Source organism: Micromonospora sp. NPDC049051, assembly GCF_043197575.1.
Lineage (GTDB): Bacteria > Actinomycetota > Actinomycetes > Mycobacteriales > Micromonosporaceae > Micromonospora.
Map to the genome: position 1 here is coordinate 1 of NZ_JBICTL010000015.1, position 20,213 is coordinate 20,213.

At 75.5% G+C, this 20,213-nt stretch carries 17 protein-coding genes; 15 read left to right on the forward strand and 2 right to left on the reverse strand.

The genetic code is table 11. The features are described from left to right. Positions 1 to 174: 174 nt before the first annotated feature. Entirely contained in the window at positions 175 to 2,043 is a 1,869-nt protein-coding gene (locus ACGFIR_RS30935) for a hypothetical protein (RefSeq protein ID WP_393148930.1), read from the reverse strand. Between ACGFIR_RS30935 and ACGFIR_RS30940 the strand changes: the two genes are divergently transcribed. Continuing rightward, positions 1,945 to 2,904, forward strand: coding sequence for a Replicase polyprotein 1ab (locus ACGFIR_RS30940; RefSeq protein ID WP_393148928.1), 960 nt, complete (start codon positions 1,945 to 1,947; stop codon positions 2,902 to 2,904). The two genes, ACGFIR_RS30935 and ACGFIR_RS30940, sit on opposite strands and share 99 nt — an antisense overlap. Next, entirely contained in the window at positions 2,901 to 3,917 is a 1,017-nt protein-coding gene (locus tag ACGFIR_RS30945; protein WP_393148888.1) for an HAD-IIA family hydrolase, read from the forward strand. The genes ACGFIR_RS30940 and ACGFIR_RS30945 overlap by 4 nt, the downstream gene beginning before the upstream one ends. Positions 3,918 to 3,935: 18 nt before the next feature. Here ACGFIR_RS30945 and ACGFIR_RS30950 read toward each other — a convergent pair whose 3' ends face one another. Next, complete coding sequence (locus tag ACGFIR_RS30950) at positions 3,936 to 4,274, reverse strand: SCP2 sterol-binding domain-containing protein (protein WP_393008707.1); 339 nt, start codon at positions 4,272 to 4,274, stop codon at positions 3,936 to 3,938. Between the two features lie 114 nt (positions 4,275 to 4,388). Here ACGFIR_RS30950 and ACGFIR_RS30955 point away from each other — a divergent pair, with 114 nt between their 5' ends. From ACGFIR_RS30955 to ACGFIR_RS31015, 13 genes are all read left to right on the forward strand, one after another. After that, the gene (locus ACGFIR_RS30955; RefSeq protein ID WP_393148890.1) at positions 4,389 to 5,000 is read left to right on the forward strand and encodes a hypothetical protein; all 612 of its coding nucleotides are present in this window, start codon (positions 4,389 to 4,391) and stop codon (positions 4,998 to 5,000) included. 28 nt (positions 5,001 to 5,028) lie between these two features. Beyond that, entirely contained in the window at positions 5,029 to 5,316 is a 288-nt protein-coding gene (locus ACGFIR_RS30960; RefSeq protein WP_393148892.1) for a hypothetical protein, read from the forward strand. Between the two features lie 21 nt (positions 5,317 to 5,337). Next, positions 5,338 to 6,198, forward strand: coding sequence for a TlyA family RNA methyltransferase (locus ACGFIR_RS30965; RefSeq protein ID WP_393008655.1), 861 nt, complete (start codon positions 5,338 to 5,340; stop codon positions 6,196 to 6,198). A 73-nt stretch (positions 6,199 to 6,271) separates the two neighbouring features. Then, entirely contained in the window at positions 6,272 to 7,156 is an 885-nt protein-coding gene (locus tag ACGFIR_RS30970) for an NAD kinase (RefSeq protein ID WP_393008657.1), read from the forward strand. Positions 7,157 to 7,283: 127 nt separating this feature from the next. Further along, positions 7,284 to 9,041 (forward strand): DNA repair protein RecN, encoded by a 1,758-nt coding sequence (gene recN / locus ACGFIR_RS30975; RefSeq protein ID WP_393008659.1) that lies wholly within the window; start codon positions 7,284 to 7,286, stop codon positions 9,039 to 9,041. A 119-nt stretch (positions 9,042 to 9,160) separates the two neighbouring features. Further along, positions 9,161 to 10,339 (forward strand): putative cytokinetic ring protein SteA, encoded by a 1,179-nt coding sequence (gene steA / locus ACGFIR_RS30980; RefSeq protein WP_393148894.1) that lies wholly within the window; start codon positions 9,161 to 9,163, stop codon positions 10,337 to 10,339. A gap of 27 nt (positions 10,340 to 10,366) precedes the next feature. After that, positions 10,367 to 11,308 (forward strand): copper transporter, encoded by a 942-nt coding sequence (locus ACGFIR_RS30985; RefSeq protein WP_393008663.1) that lies wholly within the window; start codon positions 10,367 to 10,369, stop codon positions 11,306 to 11,308. Positions 11,309 to 11,369: 61 nt separating this feature from the next. Then, entirely contained in the window at positions 11,370 to 12,236 is an 867-nt protein-coding gene (locus ACGFIR_RS30990) for a hypothetical protein (RefSeq protein WP_393148896.1), read from the forward strand. Position 12,237: 1 nt separating this feature from the next. Further along, on the forward strand, positions 12,238 to 13,941 hold the full coding sequence (murJ, locus tag ACGFIR_RS30995) for a murein biosynthesis integral membrane protein MurJ (RefSeq protein WP_393148898.1): 1,704 nt from the start codon (positions 12,238 to 12,240) through the stop codon (positions 13,939 to 13,941). Between the two features lie 55 nt (positions 13,942 to 13,996). Beyond that, entirely contained in the window at positions 13,997 to 15,163 is a 1,167-nt protein-coding gene (locus tag ACGFIR_RS31000; protein WP_393008668.1) for a glycosyltransferase family 4 protein, read from the forward strand. Beyond that, on the forward strand, positions 15,163 to 17,565 hold the full coding sequence (locus tag ACGFIR_RS31005) for a hypothetical protein (protein ID WP_393148900.1): 2,403 nt from the start codon (positions 15,163 to 15,165) through the stop codon (positions 17,563 to 17,565). The genes ACGFIR_RS31000 and ACGFIR_RS31005 overlap by 1 nt, the downstream gene beginning before the upstream one ends. A 150-nt stretch (positions 17,566 to 17,715) precedes the next feature. Continuing rightward, positions 17,716 to 19,485, forward strand: coding sequence for a CTP synthase (locus ACGFIR_RS31010; RefSeq protein ID WP_393008672.1), 1,770 nt, complete (start codon positions 17,716 to 17,718; stop codon positions 19,483 to 19,485). Between the two features lie 86 nt (positions 19,486 to 19,571). Next, positions 19,572 to 20,177, forward strand: coding sequence for an NUDIX domain-containing protein (locus ACGFIR_RS31015; RefSeq protein WP_393008709.1), 606 nt, complete (start codon positions 19,572 to 19,574; stop codon positions 20,175 to 20,177). The last annotated feature ends 36 nt before the right edge of the window (positions 20,178 to 20,213 follow it).

Genomic DNA, 20,213 nt, shown 5'->3' on the forward strand with positions numbered 1-20,213 from the left:
TACATTCCGAACCCGGAAGCTAAGCCCTCCAGCGCCGATGGTACTGCACTCGGGAGGGTGTGGGAGAGTAGGACACCGCCGGACAATCTTCCAGTCGAGGGCCGCCCCATCCGGGTCGGCCCTCGACTGCGTAGCGTCGTGGGTGGCGCAATCAGGAAGGATGTACCTGTGAGTTCAGGACCGCAGGGCGGAGACCGTCCGCGTCGCTACGAAGACCGCTCGGGTGGGCGTGAGGGATCTCCGCGCCGCGACGACCGGCCCCCGTACCGGGAGGACCGGGGCGGCCAGCGCGGTGGATACGCCGGCGGCAGCCGCCGTGACGGCGACTCCCGCGGCGGCGACCGCCGTGAAGGCGGGTTCCGGTCTGCTTCCCGTGACGGCGACTTCCGCGGCGGCGACCGCCGCGAGGGCGGCTTCCGGTCTGGTCCGCGTGATGGCGACTCTCGTGGCGGTGCCTACCGTCGGGACGCCGGCGACCGTCCCGGTGGTTTCCGTGGTGGTGACCGCGAGGGCGGTTTCCGTGGCGGGGATCGTCGTGAGGGTGGTCTCCGTCGGGACGGCGACGAGCGCCCCGGTGGTTTCCGCGGCGGTGACCGTCGTGAGGGCGGCGACCGCGCAGGTGGCTTCCGTGGTGGTGACCGCGAGGGCGGTTTCCGTGGTGGTGACCGTCGTGAGGGTGGTTTCCGTTCGGGTCCGCCGCGTGAGGGTGGTTTCCGTGGCGGGGATCGCCGTGAGGGCGGTGACCGTCCCGGTGGCTTCCGTGGTGGCGACCGCCGTGAGGGCGGCGACCGCGCAGGTGGCTTCCGTGGTGGTGACCGCGAGGGCGGCTACCGTGGCGGGGATCGCCGTGAGGGCGGTGACCGTCCCGGCGGCTTCCGCGGTGGTGACCGCGAAGGCGGTTTCCGTGGCGGGGATCGTCGTGAGGGTGGTTTCCGTCGGGACGGCGACGAGCGCCCCGGTGGTTTCCGCGGCGGCGATCGCCGTGAGGGCGGCGACCGTCCCGGTGGCTTCCGTGGCGGCGACCGCGCTGGCGGGTTCCGCAGCGGTGACCGCGAGGGTGGCTACCGTGGCGGGGATCGCCGTGAGGGCGGTGACCGTCCCGGCGGCTTCCGCGGTGGTGACCGCGAAGGCGGTTTCCGTGGTGGTGACCGTCGTGAGGGTGGTTTCCGTTCGGGTCCGCCGCGTGAGGGTGGTTTCCGTGGCGGGGATCGCCGTGAGGGCGGTGACCGTCCCGGCGGCTTCCGCGGTGGTGACCGCGAAGGCGGTTTCCGTGGTGGTGACCGTCGTGAGGGCGGCGACCGCGCAGGTGGCTTCCGTGGCGGTGAGCGCGAGGGTGGCTACCGCGGTGGCGATCGCCGTGAGGGCGGCGACCGTCCCGGCGGTTTCCGCGGTGGTGACCGCGAGGGTGGCTACCGCGGTGGCGATCGACGTGAGGGCGGCGACCGTCCCGGCGGTTTCCGTGGCGGTGACCGTGAAGGTGGCTTCCGTGGCGGTGACCGTCGTGAGGGTGGTTTCCGTTCGGGTCCGCCGCGTGAGGGTGGTTTCCGTGGCGGGGATCGCCGCGAGGGTGGTTTCCGTCGGGACGGCGACGAGCGCCCCGGTGGTTTCCGCGGTGGTGACCGTCGTGAGGGCGGCGACCGCGCAGGTGGCTTCCGTGGCGGTGAGCGCGAGGGCGGGTACCGCGGTGGTGACCGTCGTGAGGGCGGCGACCGTGCCGGCGGGTTCCGCGGTGGTGACCGCGAGCGTGGTTACCGGGGCGGCGATCGCGACGGCGGTTACCGGGGCGGCGAGCGCCAGGGCGACCGACGCGAGGGTGGCTACCGTGGCGGGGACCGTCGCGACGAGCGGCGCGAGCGTCCGGAGGCGGAGGGGGAGCGTACGGCGGCCCCCGCGCTGCCCGACGAGATCGTCGCGACCGACCTCGACAAGGACGTCCGGGCCGAGCTGCTCTCGCTGGCGAAGCCGGTCGCCGAGACGGTTGCCCGGCACCTGGTGGCGACGGGGCAGCTGATCGACGACGACCCGGCCGAGGCGCTGGCGCACGCGCTGGCTGCCCGTCGGCTGGCGTCGCGGATCGCTGCCGTCCGCGAGGCGGTCGGCCTGGCCGCGTACCACGCGGGGGAGTGGCAGACCGCGATCGCGGAGCTGCGCACGTACCACCGGATGAGCGGCTTGCAGAGCCACCTGGCGGTGCTCGCGGACTGCGAGCGGGCGCTGGGCCGGCCGGAGCGGGCGATCGACCTGTTCCGTGGCGCGGACCGGGAGAAGCTGGACCGGGCCGTGGCGACGGAGCTGCTGATCGTGGCGGCCGGAGCGCGCGGCGACCTGGGCCAGAAGGACGCGGCCGTGGCCATGCTCCAGGTCCCCGACCTGACGAGTGAGACGGCTGAGTCGTGGACGGCGCGGCTGCGCTACGCGTACGCCGACGCGCTGCTCGCGGTCGATCGGCGCGACGAGGCCCGCGAGTGGTTCTCCCGGGCGGCCGACGTCGACACCGAGGGCGAGACCGACGCCGCCGAGCGGCTGCTGGAGCTCGACGGTGTGGTGATCGAGGGCGACGAGGAGGACGAGGAGGACGCCGAGGCGGTCGCCTCCGGCCCCGGCGCCCCGGGTGCGGTGCCGGCCCGACCGGACGCGGACCTCGGCGGCGACGGGGATGTCGACGACGACGCCGGGGACGACCCGGAGCCGGCCGACGAGCGGCGCGACGGGTCGGGGACCCGCGACGAGGGGCGGGACGAGGCCGTCGCGACCGCGCCGGCGGACGACGAGCTGGCCGGCGACGCGACGGACGACGAGCTGACCGGCGACGACGCTGTCCGGCCGACCGGCGGCGACTCCGTTGCCGCCGCCGGTGATGTCGAGTCCACCGCCACCGGCGGTACGGACACCGCACAGCGATGACGACGGGTGCCGGGGAACGGCTGGTCGACGGGTACGCCCTGGTCGTCTTCGACCTGGATGGCGTGATCTACCTGATCGACCGGCCGGTCCCCGGCGCGGTCGAGGCGGTCGGCCGGCTGCACGCCGAGGGCCGGTCGGTGGCGTACGCGACCAACAACGCCTCGCGTCGCTCCAGTGAGGTGGCCGACCTGCTCACCGGGATGGGCGTGCCCGCCCGGCCGGAAGAGGTGCTCACCTCTGCGGCGGCCGCCGCCGAACTGCTTCGCGACCGGCTTCCCGCCGGCGCCGCGGTGCTGGTCGTGGGCACCGAGGCGCTGCGGGCGGAGGTGCGCGCCGTGGGGCTCACCCCGGTGTCCCGGGCCGACGACGCGCCGCTCGCGGTCGTGCAGGGGTTCGGCCCGCAGGTGTGCTGGGCGGACCTGGCCGAGGCCTCGGTGGCCGTACGCGGCGGCGCGACCTGGGTCGCGACCAACACGGACCCGGCCCTGCCCAGCGGCCGGGGACCGCTGCCGGGCAACGGTGCCCTGGTGGCCGTGCTGCGTACCGCGCTCGGCCGGGATCCCGACGTGGTCGTCGGCAAACCCGAACCGGCACTGTTCGCCACGGCGGCCCACCGCGCCGGCGAGGGCCGGACGCTGCTGGTGGGCGACCGGCTGGACACCGACATCGAGGGCGCTCGGCGGGCCGGCCTGGACAGCCTGCTGGTGCTCACCGGCGTGAGCGACGCGGCCGAGTTGCTCGCCGCCCCGCCGCCCCGCAGGCCCACGTACGTCGCGATGGACCTGGCGGGGCTCTTCGACCCCGCGGCCGTCGTGCGGGTCCCGGGCACGGCGGACGACGGCGGATGGTCGGTGACCGCGCGGGACGACATGTTGGAGCTGTCCGGGGCCGGTCGGCCGCTGGACGCCCTGGCGGCGCTCTGCGCGGTCGCCTGGTCGGTGCGGCCGGCGCCGATCCGTCCCGGGTCGGCCGAGGCGGAGAAGGCACTGGCCGAACTCGGCCTGTCCGGCTGACGGCGACCGGCACCGCCCTCAGAGCAGCTTGCGCAGCTTCATCAGGTCGAGCGGGTTCGCCTTGATCGACACCCGCCGGGACGTGACCGCGCGGGTGACGTCGAGGTCGCCGCGGACCAGTGCGAGCAGGTCGTCGCTGCTGGTGCTCAGCGCGATCTTGGCCTTCGGGTCGTCGCCGTCGGCCAGGTCGACCAGGCGACCGCCGGAGAGCCGGCCGTGGAAGGCGGTCTCCAGGTCGGTGATCCGGCAGGCCAGCGTACGGTCGAAGTCGACCTTCTCCCGTACCGTCTCCGCGTTGCGGTCCAGCCGGGTGGCAAGATCCCGCAACGCCTGCCGGCATTCGTCTACGCTGGCCACGATCGCCCCCTCACCGCTCGCCACGCCGTCCTCCGGCACCGTACCCCACGGGGCGTCACGAGGTGCCCGGTAGCGTGGCACCTGCACACCCCCGCCCCGTGGAAGGAACCAGGCATGCAGGACGCGTGGCGCGCCTACCTCGAGTTGGCCATGGGCCTGACGGAGGCGCCCCGGAAGAAGGCCCAGGACGCGGTTCGCCGGGTCGTCGGCTCGGGCGGGGCGACCGCCGCCCAACTGCAGACGCTCGCCGAGGAACTGGTCTCCACCAGCGCGGCCAACCGTGAGGCGCTGGCCAAGCTGGTGCGGTTCGAGGTCGACCGCGCCCTCGGCGCGGTGGGGCTCGCCACCGCCGACGAGGTCGCCGAGCTGACCCGACGGGTGCACGAGCTGGAGCGCGAACTCCGGGACGCCAAGGCGCCCCTCGGGACCCCGCCGCCCGCGCCGGCCGGCACCGGCGCCCCGTCGACCGTCGACACCGAGCGGCCGGGCGCTCCGGGGGCCGCCGAGCCGGCCGTACCCAGCTCGGCGCCCCCCGCCCCGGTGGTCGGGTCGGCCGTGGCGAAGAAGGCCGTCGCCAAGAAGGCCGTCGCGAAGAAGGCGGTGGCCAAGAAGGCGGTCGCCAAGCGGACTCCGTCGGCCGTCGCCCCGGCCGAGGGCCCCGCGGAGCCGGTGCGGCCGGCGAAGAAGGCACCGGGCCGTAACCGGCCCTCGGAGGGCGAGGCGTGACCGGCCTGGTCCCGGCGGGGAGCGGGTCGTGAGCGGCCCGTTCCGACCGGGCCCGCCGCCCGGCCCCCGCCCCGGTCCGTCGGGCTCCGGCCCCGGCGGCTTCCGGCCCGGGCCGCCGCCCAGTGCCCGTCCGGCTCCGCCGCCCGGGTCCGGGCCCGTCGAGGACCTCGGCGAGGACGACCGGCATCCCGCGGTGGAGGTGGCCGTGCGGGCCATGGCCAACGCCGCGACCCTCGCCCCGGCCGACCAGATCGCGCAGTACGAGGCGGCGTACGAGACGCTGCGGGAAACGCTGGCCACCATCGACCAGGCCTGACCGACCGGAGAAGAACCACGCATGGCACGTCGTAACCGGCTGGATGCCGAACTCGTCCGCCGCGGCCTGGCCCGATCCCGGGAACAGGCCGCCGCGCTGGTGGAGGCCGGCCGGGTACAACTGCGCGGCGTACCGGCCCGCAAGCCCGCCGCGATGGTCGATCCCGCCGATCCGCTCCTGGTCACCGGCGAGGACCCCGCCTCGGAGTACGTCTCCCGGGGCGGGCACAAGCTGGCCGGCGCGCTGGCCGCCTTCGCCCCCGGCGGGTTGACCGTCGCCGGCCGTCGGTGCCTCGACGCGGGCGCGTCCACCGGCGGCTTCACCGACGTGCTGCTGCGCGCCGACGCGGCGGAGGTGGTGGCCGTCGACGTCGGCTACGGGCAACTCGCGTGGCCGCTGCGCAACGACCCCCGGGTGCGGGTCTTCGAACGCACCAACGTCCGTACGCTCACGCCGGAGACCATCGACGGCCCGGTCGACCTCACGGTCGCCGACCTGTCGTTCATCTCGCTGCGGCTGGTCCTGCCGGCGCTGGCCGGCTGCACCCGGCCCGAAGGTGACCTGGCACTCATGGTGAAGCCGCAGTTCGAGGTCGGCAAGGAGCGGGTCGGTGCCGGCGGGGTGGTCCGCGATCCGTCGCTGCGGGCGGAGGCCGTGCTCGACGTGGCCGCCGCGGCGGCCCGCCTCGACCTCGGCCTCGCCGACGTGGCCGCGAGCCCGCTGCCGGGGCCGAGCGGCAACGTGGAGTTCTTCGTATGGTTACGCCGGGGCGCACCGCCGGCCGACCCGGAGCGGGTACGCGCCGTGGTGGCCGCCGGGCCGGGCGGCCCGGTGTCGTCCGGCGACCTGCCGGACGCGGCGACGGAGGAGGTGGCCGGGTGAGTGAGCTGGCGAGCCCCGCGCTCGCGGGCGTGCCGTGCGCGTGCCGCGCGGGCGCGACGGGACGGCCGTCCCGGTGAGCCGCACGGCCCTGCTGGTGACGCACACCGGTCGCCGGCGCAGCACCGAGCACGCCCGTGCCGTCGCCGCCGACCTCATCTCGGCCGGCTTCGAGGTGCGGGTCGTGGCGGAGGAGGCCGACGACCTCGACCTGCCCGGAGCGGTCCCGATGGCCGGCCTGGAGGCGGCCGAGGGCGCCGAGATCGTCTTCGCGCTCGGCGGGGACGGCACCTTCCTGCGCGCGGCGGAGCTGGCCCGTCCGGCGAAGGTGCCGCTGATCGGCATCAACCTCGGCAAGGTCGGCTTCCTCGCCGAGGCCGAGATCGACGACCTGGACAGCGCGGTACGTGACGTCGTCGAGCGCAACTACACCGTCGACGAGCGGCTCACCCTCGACGTGACCGCCGAGTTCGACGGTGGTCCGACCATCGAGTCCTGGGCGCTCAACGAGATCAGCGTCGAGAAGGGCGAGCGCGCCCAGATGCTGGAGCTGATGGTCGACGTGGACGGTCGCCCGCTGTCGCGGTACGGCTGCGACGGCGTGGTCTGCGCGACCCCCACCGGCTCGACGGCGTACGCGTTCTCCGGCGGCGGGCCGGTGGTCTGGCCGGAGGTGGAGGCCCTGCTGCTGGTGCCGATCAGCGCGCACGCGCTGTTCAGCCGTCCGCTGGTCACCGCGCCCACGTCCACGTTCGTCATCACCGTCGACCCGTTCACGACCCTCGCGGTGCTCTCCTGCGACGGCCGGCGGGTCTACGATCTGCCGCCCGGGGCGCGGGTCACCGTGCGCCGGGGCGCGCTGCCGGTGCGCGTCGTACGGCTACGGGACCGCCCGTTCACCGACCGGCTGGTGGCGAAGTTCGACCTGCCCGTGCACGGCTGGCGCGGCAACCGTCGCTGACCCGCCGGCCGGACCGGCGCCCATCGGCGGCACCGAGGCCGCCTGGTGGTGGTGTCGGCGGGCGGACGCGCCGCAGCGACCACGCCGGCTGGTCAAGTGTCGGGGGCCGCGTCTACTGTCGGTTGCTGTGCTGGAAGAGCTGCGCATCACCGGACTGGGCGTCATCGAGGACACCACGCTGCCGTTGACCGGCGGCATGAACGTCATCACCGGCGAGACCGGTGCGGGCAAGACCATGGTGGTCACCGGCCTCGGGCTGCTCTTCGGTGGGCGTGCCGACGCCGGGCGGGTCCGCGCCCAGCCGGGCCGGGCGGTGGTCGAGGGCCGGCTACGGCTCGCGGGCCGCGTCGCCGCCTCCGTGCACGCGCGCATCAGCGACGCTGGCGGCGAGCCCGACGACGACGGCTCGGTGCTGCTGAGCCGTACCGTCACCGTGGAGGGCCGCTCCCGGGCGCACCTGGGCGGGCGGAGCATGCCGGTGTCGATGCTGGGCGAGGTGGGCGAGCAGGCGGTGGCCGTGCACGGCCAGTCCGACCAGTTGCGGCTGTTGCGGCCGGCCGAGCAGCGGGCCGCGCTGGACCGGTTCGCCGGCCCGGAGCACGAGAAGCTGCTCGACGCGCTGCGCGAGGCGTACGCCCGTTGGCGCGCGGTGGTCGACGACCTGGCCGACCGGCGGCGCAACGCCCGCGAGCGCAACCAGGAGGCCGACCTGCTGCGGCTCGGCCTCGACGAGATCACCCGGGTCGACCCGCAGCCCGGTGAGGACGACGAGCTGAAGGCGGAGGCGCAGCGGCTGGAGCACGCCGAGGGGCTGCGCACGGCGGCGCAGGTGGCCCACCAGTGCGTGGCCGGCGGCGTGGAGGCGGCCGACGAGACGCCGGACGCGACGGCGCTGCTCGGCACCGCCCGTCGCACCCTGGAGGCGCAGGCCGGCACCGACCCGGCACTGGGCGAGCTGGCGGCGCGGCTGGAGGAGGCGGCGACCCTCGTCACGGACGTCTCGGCCGAGCTGTCGGCCTACCTCGCCGCGCTCGACGCCGACCCGGCCCGGTTGCAGACCGTCTACGAGCGGCGGGCGGCGCTGCGCGCGCTCACCCGCAAGTACGCCGACGACGTCGACGGGGTGATCGCCTGGGCCGAGCACGCCCGCACCCGGCTGTCCGACCTGGACACCTCCGACGACCTCCTCGACGAGCTGGACCGGGAGGCGGCGCGGCTGGCCGCCGAGGTGGCCGACCTGGCCGGCCGGGTGTCGACGTCACGGCGGGAGGCGGCGAGCCGCTTCGCGGAGCAGGTCACCGTCGAGCTGGCCGGGCTGGCGATGCCGCACGCCCGGATCGAGGTGGCGGTGCTGCCCCGCGCGGCCGGCCGCACCGAGCCGGCCCTGCCGGTCAACGGCGTCGAGGTCGGCGTCGGGCCGGACGGCGGCGACGAGGTCGAGCTGCGCCTGCTGGCCCACCCGGGTGCGCCCTCGCTGCCGTTGCAGCGGGGTGCCTCCGGCGGTGAGCTGTCGCGGGTGATGCTCGCCATCGAGGTTGTCTTCGCCGGCTCGGGCGGGCCGCCCACGCTGGTCTTCGACGAGGTCGACGCCGGGGTCGGCGGTCAGGCCGCGGTGGAGATCGGCCGGCGGCTGGCCCGGCTGGCCCGCAGCCACCAGGTGCTCGTCGTCACCCACCTGCCGCAGGTGGCCGCGTTCGCCGACCGGCACCTGGTGGTGGCGAAGGACACGGGTGGGGCGGTCACCACGAGCGGGGTGCGGGTGGTGGAGGACACCGAGCGCGCCCGGGAGCTGGCCCGGATGCTCGCCGGTCTGCCCGACTCCGACCTGGGTATCGCGCACGCCGAGGAGCTGCTGGCGGTGGCGGCCCGGGAAAGGCGTGCGTGAGGCCGGCGATTGTGAGCACAGGCACACCGGCCCACGCGGTAGTGTGTTTCCCTGGGTAGGCGGCCCTGCTCAGGCATGTCGCGACAGAATTGCCTGCCTCACATGCCAGGATGGTCACGATGCGTCTACCCACGTTGCGCCGGACCCGGAACACGGAACCGGGCAGGATCCTCGGCACCGCGCGCCTCGACCGCCGGACAAAGCGCCTGGTCGGCCGGCTGCGCCCTGGTGACATCGCGGTCATCGACCACGTCGACCTCGACCGTGTGGCCGCCGACTCGCTCGTCGCCGTCGGTGTCGGCGCCGTGCTCAACGCGAAGCCGTCGGTGTCCGGCCGCTATCCGAACCTCGGGCCCGAGGTGCTGGTCGCCGCCGGCATCCCCCTCCTGGACGACCTGGGCGAGGGGATCTTCGAGCGGATCCGCGAAGGCGACACCGTCCGCATCGAGGGCAACACCGTCTTCGTCGGCGACGAGCCGGTGGCGCACGGCAGCCTCCAGGACGCCGACACGGTGGCCAAGTCGATGGCCGACGCCCGGGAGGGGCTCTCGGTCCAGTTGGAGGCGTTCGCCGCCAACACGATGGACTACCTCCGCCAGGAGCGCGACCTGCTCCTCGACGGGGTCGGCGTGCCGGAGATCCAGACCGAGATCCAGGGGCGGCACTGCCTGATCGTGGTGCGCGGCTACGACTACAAGGCCGACCTGGACGTGCTGCGCCCCTACATCCGCGAGTTCAAGCCCGTGCTGATCGGCGTGGACGGCGGCGCGGACGCGCTGGTGGAGGCCGGCTACACGCCCGACATGATCATCGGCGACATGGACTCGGTCACCGACGACGTGCTGCGCTGCGGCGCCGAGGTGATCGTGCACGCCTACCCGGACGGCCGGGCCCCCGGCCTGGCCCGGGTCAACGGCCTCGGCGTCCCGGCGGTGACCTTCCCGGCGGCGGCGACCAGCGAGGACCTGGCCATGCTGCTGGCCGACGAGAAGGGAGCCTCGCTGCTGGTCGCCGTCGGCACGCACGCCACCCTGGTCGAGTTCCTCGACAAGGGCCGGGGCGGAATGGCCTCCACGTTCCTGACCCGGCTGAAGGTCGGCGGCAAGCTGGTCGACGCCAAGGGCGTGAGCCGGCTCTACCGGCAGAGCATCTCCGGGTCGTCGCTGCTGCTGCTGGTGCTCTCCGCGATCGCGGCGATGGCGTCGGCGGTGGCGGTCTCCACCGTCGGCAAGGCGTATTTGGGCGTGGTCTCCGAGTGGTGGAACAATTTCGTGTTCCAGCTCGAACAGCTTTTCTAGCGTCCCACCGATCAAGAGGCGACAGGTGTGATCAACTTCCGGTACCACGTGGTGTCCCTGACCGCTGTCTTCCTCGCGCTGGCGATCGGGCTGGTGGTCGGCACCGCCGCCCTCAACGGCCCGGTGGCCGACTCGCTGAAGGAGAACGTCAACGGGCTGCGCAAGGACAACCAGTTGATGCGCCAGGCGGTCCAGAACATGGAGAAGGAGCTGGAACTCGAGGAGGAGTTCGCGGCCCAGATCGCGGAGGTCGTCCTGCCGGGCAAGCTGACCGGCAAGCGGGTGCTGGTGTTCAGCCTGCCCACCGGGCGCGACCACACCGAGGGCGTGGTCAAGATGCTCCAGCTCGCCGGGGCACAGGTGACCGGCCGCATCGACCTTCAGGACAAGTTCATCAACCCGGACAACAACAACAACCTGCTGGAGCTGGCCGTCGACGCGGCTCGCCCCACCAGCGCCCCGACGGCCGGGCTGCCCGGCAACGGGCACGGGGTCGAAACCTCGACCGCCCTGCTCGCCAGCGTGCTGCTCGACCGGGCGCCCGGCGCGACCCCGGTCAGCGAGGCCGACCGGCGGGCGGTGCTGGCCGCGTACACCAACGCCAACTACCTGACCACCCAGGGGGACCGGATCACCGCGGCGGCGGAGGCCGTCGTCGTGGTCAGCGGGCAGCCGTACGTCGACAAGGACTCGGCGAAGAAGGACGAGTCGGTGCTGAAGGTCGCCGAGCAGTTCGACCAGGCCGGAACGCTCGTCGTCGCCGGCAACGGCTCGGCCGGGGGCAACCTGGTGGCCGCCGTCCGGAGCGACCCGGTGCTCGTGCAGACCATCTCCACCGTCGACAACGCCAACACCAACCAGGGCCAGCTGGTCACCGCCCTCGCGTTGGTGCAACAGGTCACCGAGAAGAAGGCCGGTCAGTACGGCGTCGCCGACAACGCCACTTTGCTGCCTAGACTGCCCCAGTGATGCGACGACGTACCCCGGTGTCCGGATCCAGCCTCGCCGACGCACGGCGGGAGGGGGACGAGTGAGCCTGCTCGGTCGACTGCTGATCGCCGGCGCGGGTGCCGCCGCCGCCCGCTACGCCCTGCGCGAGGTGTGCACCTCACCGGCCGGGCCGGCGCTGGAGCGGACCAACTTCCGCGGCCGTACGGTGACCCTGGCCGCCGGTCCCGCCCTCGCGGCCGGCGCGGCCGGGGCGAGCGCGTTCGGCGCCTCCAGCGGCCCGTCGGGAGCCGCGGCCCTGGTCGCCGGGGTGGGTGCGGGGGCCGTCGGGCTCTACGACGACGTGGTCGGCGCCCGGCCGGAGCAGAAGGCGGCCAAGGGCTTCGCCGGGCACCTGGCGGCGCTGCGCGAGGGCCGGGTCACCGCCGGACTGGTCAAGGTCGTCGGGGTGGGCGCGGCCGGGCTCGGCGCCGCCGCGCTGCTCGCCGCCGATCCCCGGGTCGCCGGACACCGGCGTCGCCAGCGGCAGGGCCCGCTGGGCCGGGGCGTCGACGTGCTGCTGGGCGCCGGGGTCATCGCCGGCACCGCGAACCTGCTCAACCTGCTCGACCTGCGTCCCGGCCGGGCGCTGAAGTCCGGCCTCCTGCTCGGCGCCCCGCTGGCCGGCGGCCCGCACGGCGGGATCGCCGCCGGTGCCGTCGGCGCCGCCGCCGGGCTGCTCCCCGCCGACCTCGGCGAGGACGTGATGCTCGGCGACAGCGGCGCGAACGCGCTCGGCGCACTGCTCGGCGTGGCGCTGGCCGCGCGTACCGGGCCGCTCGGGCGGGCCGGGCTGCTCACCGTGCTCGCCGGTCTCACCGCGGCCAGCGAGAAGGTCAGCTTCACCCAGGTCATCCAGCGCACCCCCGGGCTGCGGGAGCTCGACGCACTGGGCCGGCGCGCCGACTGACGTGACGACCCGGGCACCCCTCGCCGGCGCCGGCCGCGTCGCCGGCGCCGCCGCGCTCATCGCCGTCCTCACCGTCCTCAGCCGGCTCGCCGGCTTCGGCCGTACCGCCGTCTTCACCTGGACGTTGGCGCCGACCGACCTCGGCGGCACCTACGTGGTGGCGAACGCGGTGCCGAACTTCATCTTCGAGATCGTGGCCGGTGGCGCGTTGGCGAGCCTGGTCGTACCGCTGCTCGCCGGGCCGGTCGCGGCGGGGGACCGGGCGGCGGTGGCCCGGACCACCGGCGCGCTGCTCACCTGGACGGTGAGCCTCCTGGTGCCCCTGGCCGTGCTGGTGGGGCTGCTCGCCGGGCCGGCGGTCGCGCTGCTCGGCGAAGGGCTGACCGCCGCCCAGCAGGCCAGCGGCGAGCGGATGCTGCGGGTCTTCGCCCCGCAGTTGCCGCTGTACGGGGTGGGCATCGTGCTGACCGGGGTGCTCCAGGCGCACCGACGGTTCGCCTGGCCGGTGCTCGCTCCGCTGCTGTCCAGCCTCACCGTCATCGTGGTCTACCTGGGCTTCACCGCCCTCGAGGGGCCGCTGGCCACCGTCGCCGACGTGAGCCCCGGCAACGAACTGCTGCTCTCCGCCGGCACCACGCTGGGCGTCGTCGTGCTCTCCCTGTCGCTGCTGGTTCCCGTCCGCCGGCTGAGGCTGCGGGTCCGACCCGGGTTCGGCTTCCCGGCCGACGCCCGAGCCCGGGTGGGCGGGCTGGTGGCGGCCGGCGCCGTGGCCGTCACGGCCCAGCAGGTCGCCCTGATGGTGAGCCTCAACCAGGTCACCTACGGCGCGGCGGCGAACCCGGGCGTCTACCAGCTGGCCCAGACGCTGTACCTGCTGCCCTGGGCGGTGCTGGCGGTGCCGCTGGCGGTCGCCGCGTACCCGGCGCTGGCGGCGGCCCAGGCGACGGGCGACGAGGACGGCTACCGCGCCACCCTGGCGCCGGCCGTACGCGGCGTGCTGCTGTTCAGTTGCCTGGGGGCCGCTGCGCTGGTGGGCACGGCCGTCCCCGTCGGCCACCTCTTCTTCGCGCCGGCCCCGGCGAGCACGGCCGCCGCGGCGATCGCCGGGTTCGCGCCGGGCCTGCTCGGCTACGGGCTCTACGCGCTGCTGAGCCGGGCCCTCTACGCCCGGGGGGAGACCCGGGCGGCGACCGTCGCCATCGCCGCCGGCTTCCTGACGGTGCCGGCCACCGCCCTGCTGCTGGCCGCGGTGCTGCCGCTGCGGGACCGGGTGCTCGCGGTCGCGCTGGCCAACTCGGTCGGGATGGTGCTGCTCGGCGGCCTGCTGCTCCTCGCGGTGCGGCGCTCTGCGGGACGGCCCGCGCTCTCCGGGGCGGCCCGCGCCGGCGCCGCCGGACTCCTCGCCGGCGCCCTGGCCGCGCTCGCCGGAACGGCTCTGGCGCGCTGGCTCGACACGGTCGGCGGCGGCACCCCGACGACACCGGGCGCACTCGTGCAGGGCATGCTGTCCGGAGTTCTGGTCGGCGTCGTTTTCCTCGCCGTCGTCTGGCTGGTCGACCGGCGGGACGTGACGCCGCTGCTCGCCGGGGTGCTCCGGCGCCTAGGCAGGGCGGGCCGGCGCGGGCCGACGGCCCCCGCCGAGGAGACGGGCGAGGGCGACATCCCCCCGGAACGGGGTGGCGGGAAGGAGACGGTGTCCCGGTGAGCGGGTGCAGGACGGGTGACCGACCGACGGCGACCGGAAAGCGGGGGTGGTCGCGGTGACGACACCGGCACCGGTTCCCTCCTGGCACGGCACGGTGGCCCTGCTGCTCGCCTCCAGCACCGGCGGCGTCGGGCAGCACGTCCGCTCGCTGGCGCGGGGCCTGACCGACGCGGGCGCCTCCGTGCTGGTCTGCGGGCCCGCCGCGACGCAGGAGCAGTTCGACTTCACGGCCACCGGCGCCCGCTTCCTGCCGGTCGAGATCCCGGCCAGCCCCACGCCGGCGGACGCCCGGGCGGTCGGCGCGCTGCGCCGGGCGCTCGCCGCCGAGCAGGTCGACGTGCTGCACGCCCACGGCCTGCGGGCCGGGCTGGTCGCCGTCCTGGCCCGGCCGGCCGCCCCGCTCGTGGTGACCTGGCACAACGCGGTACTCGCCGGTGGCCTGCGGGGCGGCGTGTCGCGCCTCGTCGAGCGGGTGGTGGCCCGAGGCGCCCGGGTGGCGCTCGGGGCCTCCGCCGACCTCGTCGAGCGGGCCGCCGCGCTGGGCGCGACGGACGCCCGGCTCGCCCCGGTCGCCGCGCCGGCACTGCCCGCGCCGCGCCGCCGCCGGGCCGCCGTCCGCGCCGAGTTCGGCGTCGGCCAGGACCGGCCGCTGATCCTCTCCGTCGGCCGGCTGCACCCCCAGAAGCGCTACGACGTGCTCATCGACGCGGCCGGCCGGTGGCGTACGCGGACCCCGGCGCCGGTCGTGGTGATCGCCGGCAGCGGCCCCGCCTACCTGCCGCTGGCCGCCCGGATCTCCGCCGCCCGGGCCCCGGTGACCCTGCTCGGGCACCGCACCGACGTGGGTGACCTGCTCGCCGGGGCCGACCTGGCGGTGGTGACCAGCGACTGGGAAGCCCGCCAGCTCTTCGCGCAGGAGGCGATGCGGGCCGGCGTACCGCTGGTGGCGACCGCGGTCGGCGGCCTGCCGGAGCTGGTCGGCGACGCCGCGGTGCTGGTGCCGCCCGGGGACGTGGACGCCGTCGACGCGGCCGTGCGTGACCTGCTCGACGACGAGGCCCGGCGGGCCGAGCTGGCGCGGCGCGGCGCCGAGCGGGCCGCGACCTGGCCCAGCGAGGCGGACACCCTGGCCCAACTGGCGGCGCTCTACGCCGAGCTGGCCCCGCACGCCGCCGGGCCGACGACCCCGGGCGCCGACGCCCCGTCGACGGGACACCGGTGATGTGGCGCAGAATCGCCCCGATCCTGCTCACCCTCGTCGTGGTGGTGCTGGGCATCACCGCGCTGACCGTGCGTCCCGACCGGGAGGCCCCGGGGCGCACCGCCGACTTCGTCGTGCTGGCGGGAGTCGCCGGGCTGCGCTGGGAGGACGTCGACCCGCAGACCACGCCGACGTTGTGGCGGATGGCCCAGGACGGCTCCATCGGCTCCCTGTCGGTGCGGTCCGCGCACCGGCCGACCTGCCCCGTCGACGGCTGGCTGACCCTCGGCGCCGGCAGCTACGCCGCCTGGAACGGCAGCCGGCAGGTCGGGGGCTGCCCGCCAGCCCAGGTGACAATCGAGCAGCCCGACGGCATCGGCGCGAACCTGCCCGACCAGGAGAGCGTCGTCCTGCACAACCAGGAGCGGCTGCCCTGGGGCGCGGTGCCCGGCGCGCTCTCGGAGTCGGTGCGCTGCTCGGTGGCGGTCGGGCCCGGCGCGGCCGTGGCCGCCGCCCGGCCGTTCGGCCGCGTCGACCGGTACGCGTCGGCGCTGCCCGCGGACCCGATGGACCTGCTCGGCTCCTGCGTACTGAGCATCGTCGACCTCGGCACGGTGGCCGGCGAGGACAAGGCCGCCCGCGCCTCGGCCGCGCGGGAGGCCGACGCCCGCCTGGCCCGGGTGCTGGCCGCCCGGCCGCCCCGCTCGCTGGTGCTCGTCGCGGGGGTGTCCGACACCGACGCCCCGTCGCGGCTGCACGTCGCCGTCGCCGACGGGCCGGGCTGGGAGCGCGGCTGGCTCACCTCCGCCAGTACGGGACGCGAGGGCTACCTGCAACTGGTCGACCTCGCGCCGACCGCGCTCACCGCGCTGGGCCGGCCGATGCCGCAGCGGCTCTTCCTCGGCCGGCCGGCCGAGTCGGTCGGCGGGCGGCCGGCGGACCTCGCCGCCGCGATCGCCGAGCCCGCCGACGCCGACCGGGAGGCGGCCGCCCAGCGTCGGGTGGCGGACGGGTTCTTCACCCTGCTGGCCGGCGCCCAGGTGCTGCTGGCCGTGGCGGTGCTGCCGCTGCTGCGCCGGGCCCGCCGGCACGCCGGCCCGTACGGCCCGGAGCCGGTCTCGCCGCGGGTGGTGGCGGTGGTGGAGCTGCTGCTGATCGCGGCGGCCCTCGCCGTGCCGGCCGCCCTGCTCGCCGACGTCGTGCCCTGGTGGCGCGGGGAACACGCCGGCGTGTACTTCGCCGGGGTGACCGTGCTGCTGCTGGTCGCCGCGACCGCCGTGGTCCGGCTCGCGCCGGGGCACGCGGGCACCCTCGGGCCGCTCGGGGCGGTGGCCGGCCTGACCACGCTGACCGTGGGCATGGACGTGCTCACCGGCGCCCGCCTCCAGCTCAACGGGGTGGTCGGCTACTCCGCCCTGGAGGGCGGCCGGTACGCCGGACTGGGCACCGTCGGGCTCGGCGTGTTCACGGCCGGCGCCCTGCTGAGCGCGGGCTGGCTGGCCCAGCGGGTCCGTCGGTCCTGGCGGCCGCCCGTGATGGTGGCCGTCGGCGGCGCCGCCGTGCTGGTCGTCGGCAGCCCGTACCTGGGGGCGGATCCGATCGGTGCGATCGCGCTGACCGCCGGCCTGAGCGTCGCCGCGGCGATCAGCGCCGGCGGCTGGCTGACGATCAGCCGGCTGGCCTGGGCCACCATGGCGGGGCTGGCGCTGACCATCGGCTTCGCGGTGCTCGACCTGCGCCGGCCCGCCGCCGAGCGGGGCAGCCTCGGCCGGTTCCTGGCCGCCGTCGGCGACGGCACCGGTGGGCTCACCGTGCACCGTTCCAGTACGGCGAACTTCGAGACCCTGGTCAACAGCCCGCTGACCGTGCTGGCCCTGGCCGGTGCTCTGCTGGTCTGGTTCGCCCTGCTCCAACCGTGGGGCGGGCTGAAACGGCTGTTCGGCATCTACCCGGCGATGCGGGCGGCGATGGCCGGCACCGCCGTCGCCGCCGTGATCGGCGGGGTGCTGGCCGGCGACGCCCTGGACGTCGCCGGCGCGGCCGCCGCCGTCGTGGTGCCGATGGCGGCGCTGGCCGCGCTGCGGGTGCTCGACCACTCCACCGACCGTACGCAGCCCGACGCGGGTCGCCAGCGCGACGAGGGACCCGGTGGGTCGGGCGGCGGATCGGGCGGTGACACCGGCGGCGGCCCGGACGGCGACGGTCCGGACGACGACGACGGCCCGGACCGGCCGGCGCCGACCGGCGCGGGGACGGGCACCGCCCGTACGTCGGATCCGGGCGGGGGAGCGGCCGTGGCGCCGACGCCCCCGGCCCCGCGCTCCCCGGGACCGGCGGGCGGGGCGCAGGGCCCGACGGCGGGCTCCGACGTCGGGCAGCGCGCACCGGTCGCCCGGTCATCGAGCGAGGTCACCGCCTCCTGAGGCGCACCCGGCCCGCCCGCCGCCCGGTCCGGGTGCGCCCAGCGGGCGGGCCGGGAGAGGTGTTACCGTGGAATCCCGTGGATCGCGTGATCACTTGGCTGATCGGCACGGCGGTCTGCACGACCGCGACGGACGACACGGGAGCAGGCCTTGGCCCCTTCAGCACGGACGACCAGGCACATTTTCGTCACCGGGGGAGTCGCCTCCTCGCTGGGTAAGGGCCTCACCGCCTCCAGCCTCGGCAACCTGCTCACCGCGCGCGGCCTGCGCGTGGTCATGCAGAAGCTCGACCCCTACCTCAACGTCGACCCGGGGACGATGAACCCGTTCCAGCACGGCGAGGTCTTCGTCACGGAGGACGGCGCCGAGACCGACCTCGACGTCGGGCACTACGAGCGGTTCCTGGACCGGGCACTCTCCGGCAAGGCGAACGTGACCACCGGCCAGATCTACTCGGAGGTGATCGCCAAGGAGCGGCGCGGCGAGTACCTGGGCGACACCGTCCAGGTCATCCCGCACATCACCAACGAGATCAAGTCGCGGATCCTGGCGATGGCCGACCCGGACGAGGACGGCCAGGTGCCGGACGTGGTGATCACCGAGGTCGGCGGCACCGTCGGCGACATCGAGTCGCTGCCGTTCCTGGAGGCGATCCGTCAGGTCCGCCACGACCTGGGCCGCGACAACTGCTTCTACCTGCACGTCTCGCTGGTGCCCTACCTGGCGCCCTCGGGCGAGCTGAAGACCAAGCCGACCCAGCACTCCGTGGCCCAGCTGCGCAGCATCGGCATCCAGCCCGACGCGCTGGTGCTGCGCTGCGACCGGGAGATCCCCGACAAGGTCAAGCAGAAGCTGTCGCTCTACTGCGACGTCGACCGCGAGGCCGTCACCGCCGCCCCGGACGCGCCGAGCATCTACGACATCCCCAAGGTGCTGCACCGCGAGGGCCTCGACGCGTACGTGGTGCGCCGGCTCGGCCTCTCCTTCCGTGACGTCGACTGGGTCAGCTGGGACGACCTGCTGGACCGGGTGCACCAGCCCCGGCACACCGTCACCGTCGCCGTGGTCGGCAAGTACGTCGACCTGCCCGACGCGTACCTGTCGGTCAGCGAGGCGATCCGGGCGGCCGGCTTCGGCCACCGGGCCCGGGTGCAGCTGCGCTGGGTGCCCAGCGACGACTGCGTCACCGCGTCCGGCGCGGCGGCCGCCCTGGCCGGCGTCGACGGCATCGTCATCCCGGGCGGCTTCGGGGTGCGTGGCATCGAGGGCAAGATCGGCACCGCCCGCTACGCCCGCGAGAACGGCATCCCGCTGCTCGGCCTCTGCCTCGGCCTGCAGTGCATGACCATCGACGTGGCGCGGCACCTCGCCGGCCTGGAGGGCGCCAACTCGCTGGAGTTCGACGAGGAGGCGGCGCACCCGGTCATCGCCACGATGGCCGACCAGGAGGACATCGTCGCCGGCAGGGGCGACCTGGGCGGCACCATGCGGCTGGGGGCGTACCCGGCGGCGCTCACCGAGGGCTCGCTGGTCGCCGAGGCGTACGGCAGCACCGAGGTCAGCGAGCGGCACCGGCACCGGTACGAGGTGAACAACGCCTACCGCGACGCGCTGACCAAGGCGGGTCTGCACATCTCCGGCACCTCGCCCGACGGGCGGCTGGTCGAGTTCATCGAGCTGGACCGGGGCCTGCACCCGTTCTTCGTCGCCACCCAGGCGCACCCGGAGCTGAAGAGCCGCCCGACCCGTCCGCACCCACTCTTCGCCTCGTTCGTGAAGGCGGCGGTGGCCTACTCGGAGGCCGACCAGCTCCCGGTCGACCTGGACGCGGCCGAGAGCGCGGCGAAGCTGGACGAGGGCACCGCGGCGAAGAACGCCGCCCGCAACGGCGCCGCCGCGAAGGCGACGTCGGCCTCGTGAGCGGGCGCGGCGAGGCGAGCACCGGCCACGGCGGCGTGGCGTCGGCGTCGGGCGAGCACGGCGGGCCGGTCCCGGCGACCGGCGACGTGAGCGCCGTGGCGCACCGCTACGAGGTGCGTTCGCGTACCGAGCGCTACCGGGGTCGGATCTTCGACGTGGTCAGCGAAGAGGTGACCATGCCGGGCGGCGGGACGGGCGTGCGCGACGTCGTGCGGCACGTCGGGGCGGTCGCCGTGGTGGCGCTCGACGCGGCCGGCCAGGTGGTGCTGATCCGCCAGTACCGGCACGCGGTCGGGCGGCACCTGTGGGAGCTGCCCGCGGGGCTGACCGACGTCTCCGGCGAGGACCTCGCCGCCGCCGCGGTCCGGGAGCTGGCCGAGGAGGTCGACCTGACCGCCGGGCGGGTCGACGTCCTGGTGGACCTGCACAGCTCGCCGGGCTTCACCAACGAACTGGTCCGGGTCTTCCTGGCCCGCGACCTGACCGCCGTGCCGGCGGAGCAGCGCCACGAGCGCCGCGACGAGGAGGCCGACCTCCAGGTCCTGCGCGTCGACCTGGACGAGGCGGTCCGCATGGTCCTCGCGGGCGAGATCACCAACGCCTCCTGTGTGGCCGGACTGCTCGCCGCCGTCCGGGCCCGCGACACCGGCTGGGCGGTGCTGCGCCGGGCCGACGCGCCGCTGCCGGGCTGAGCCGGGGAACGCGAAGGGGCCGTGCGGTACGCCGCA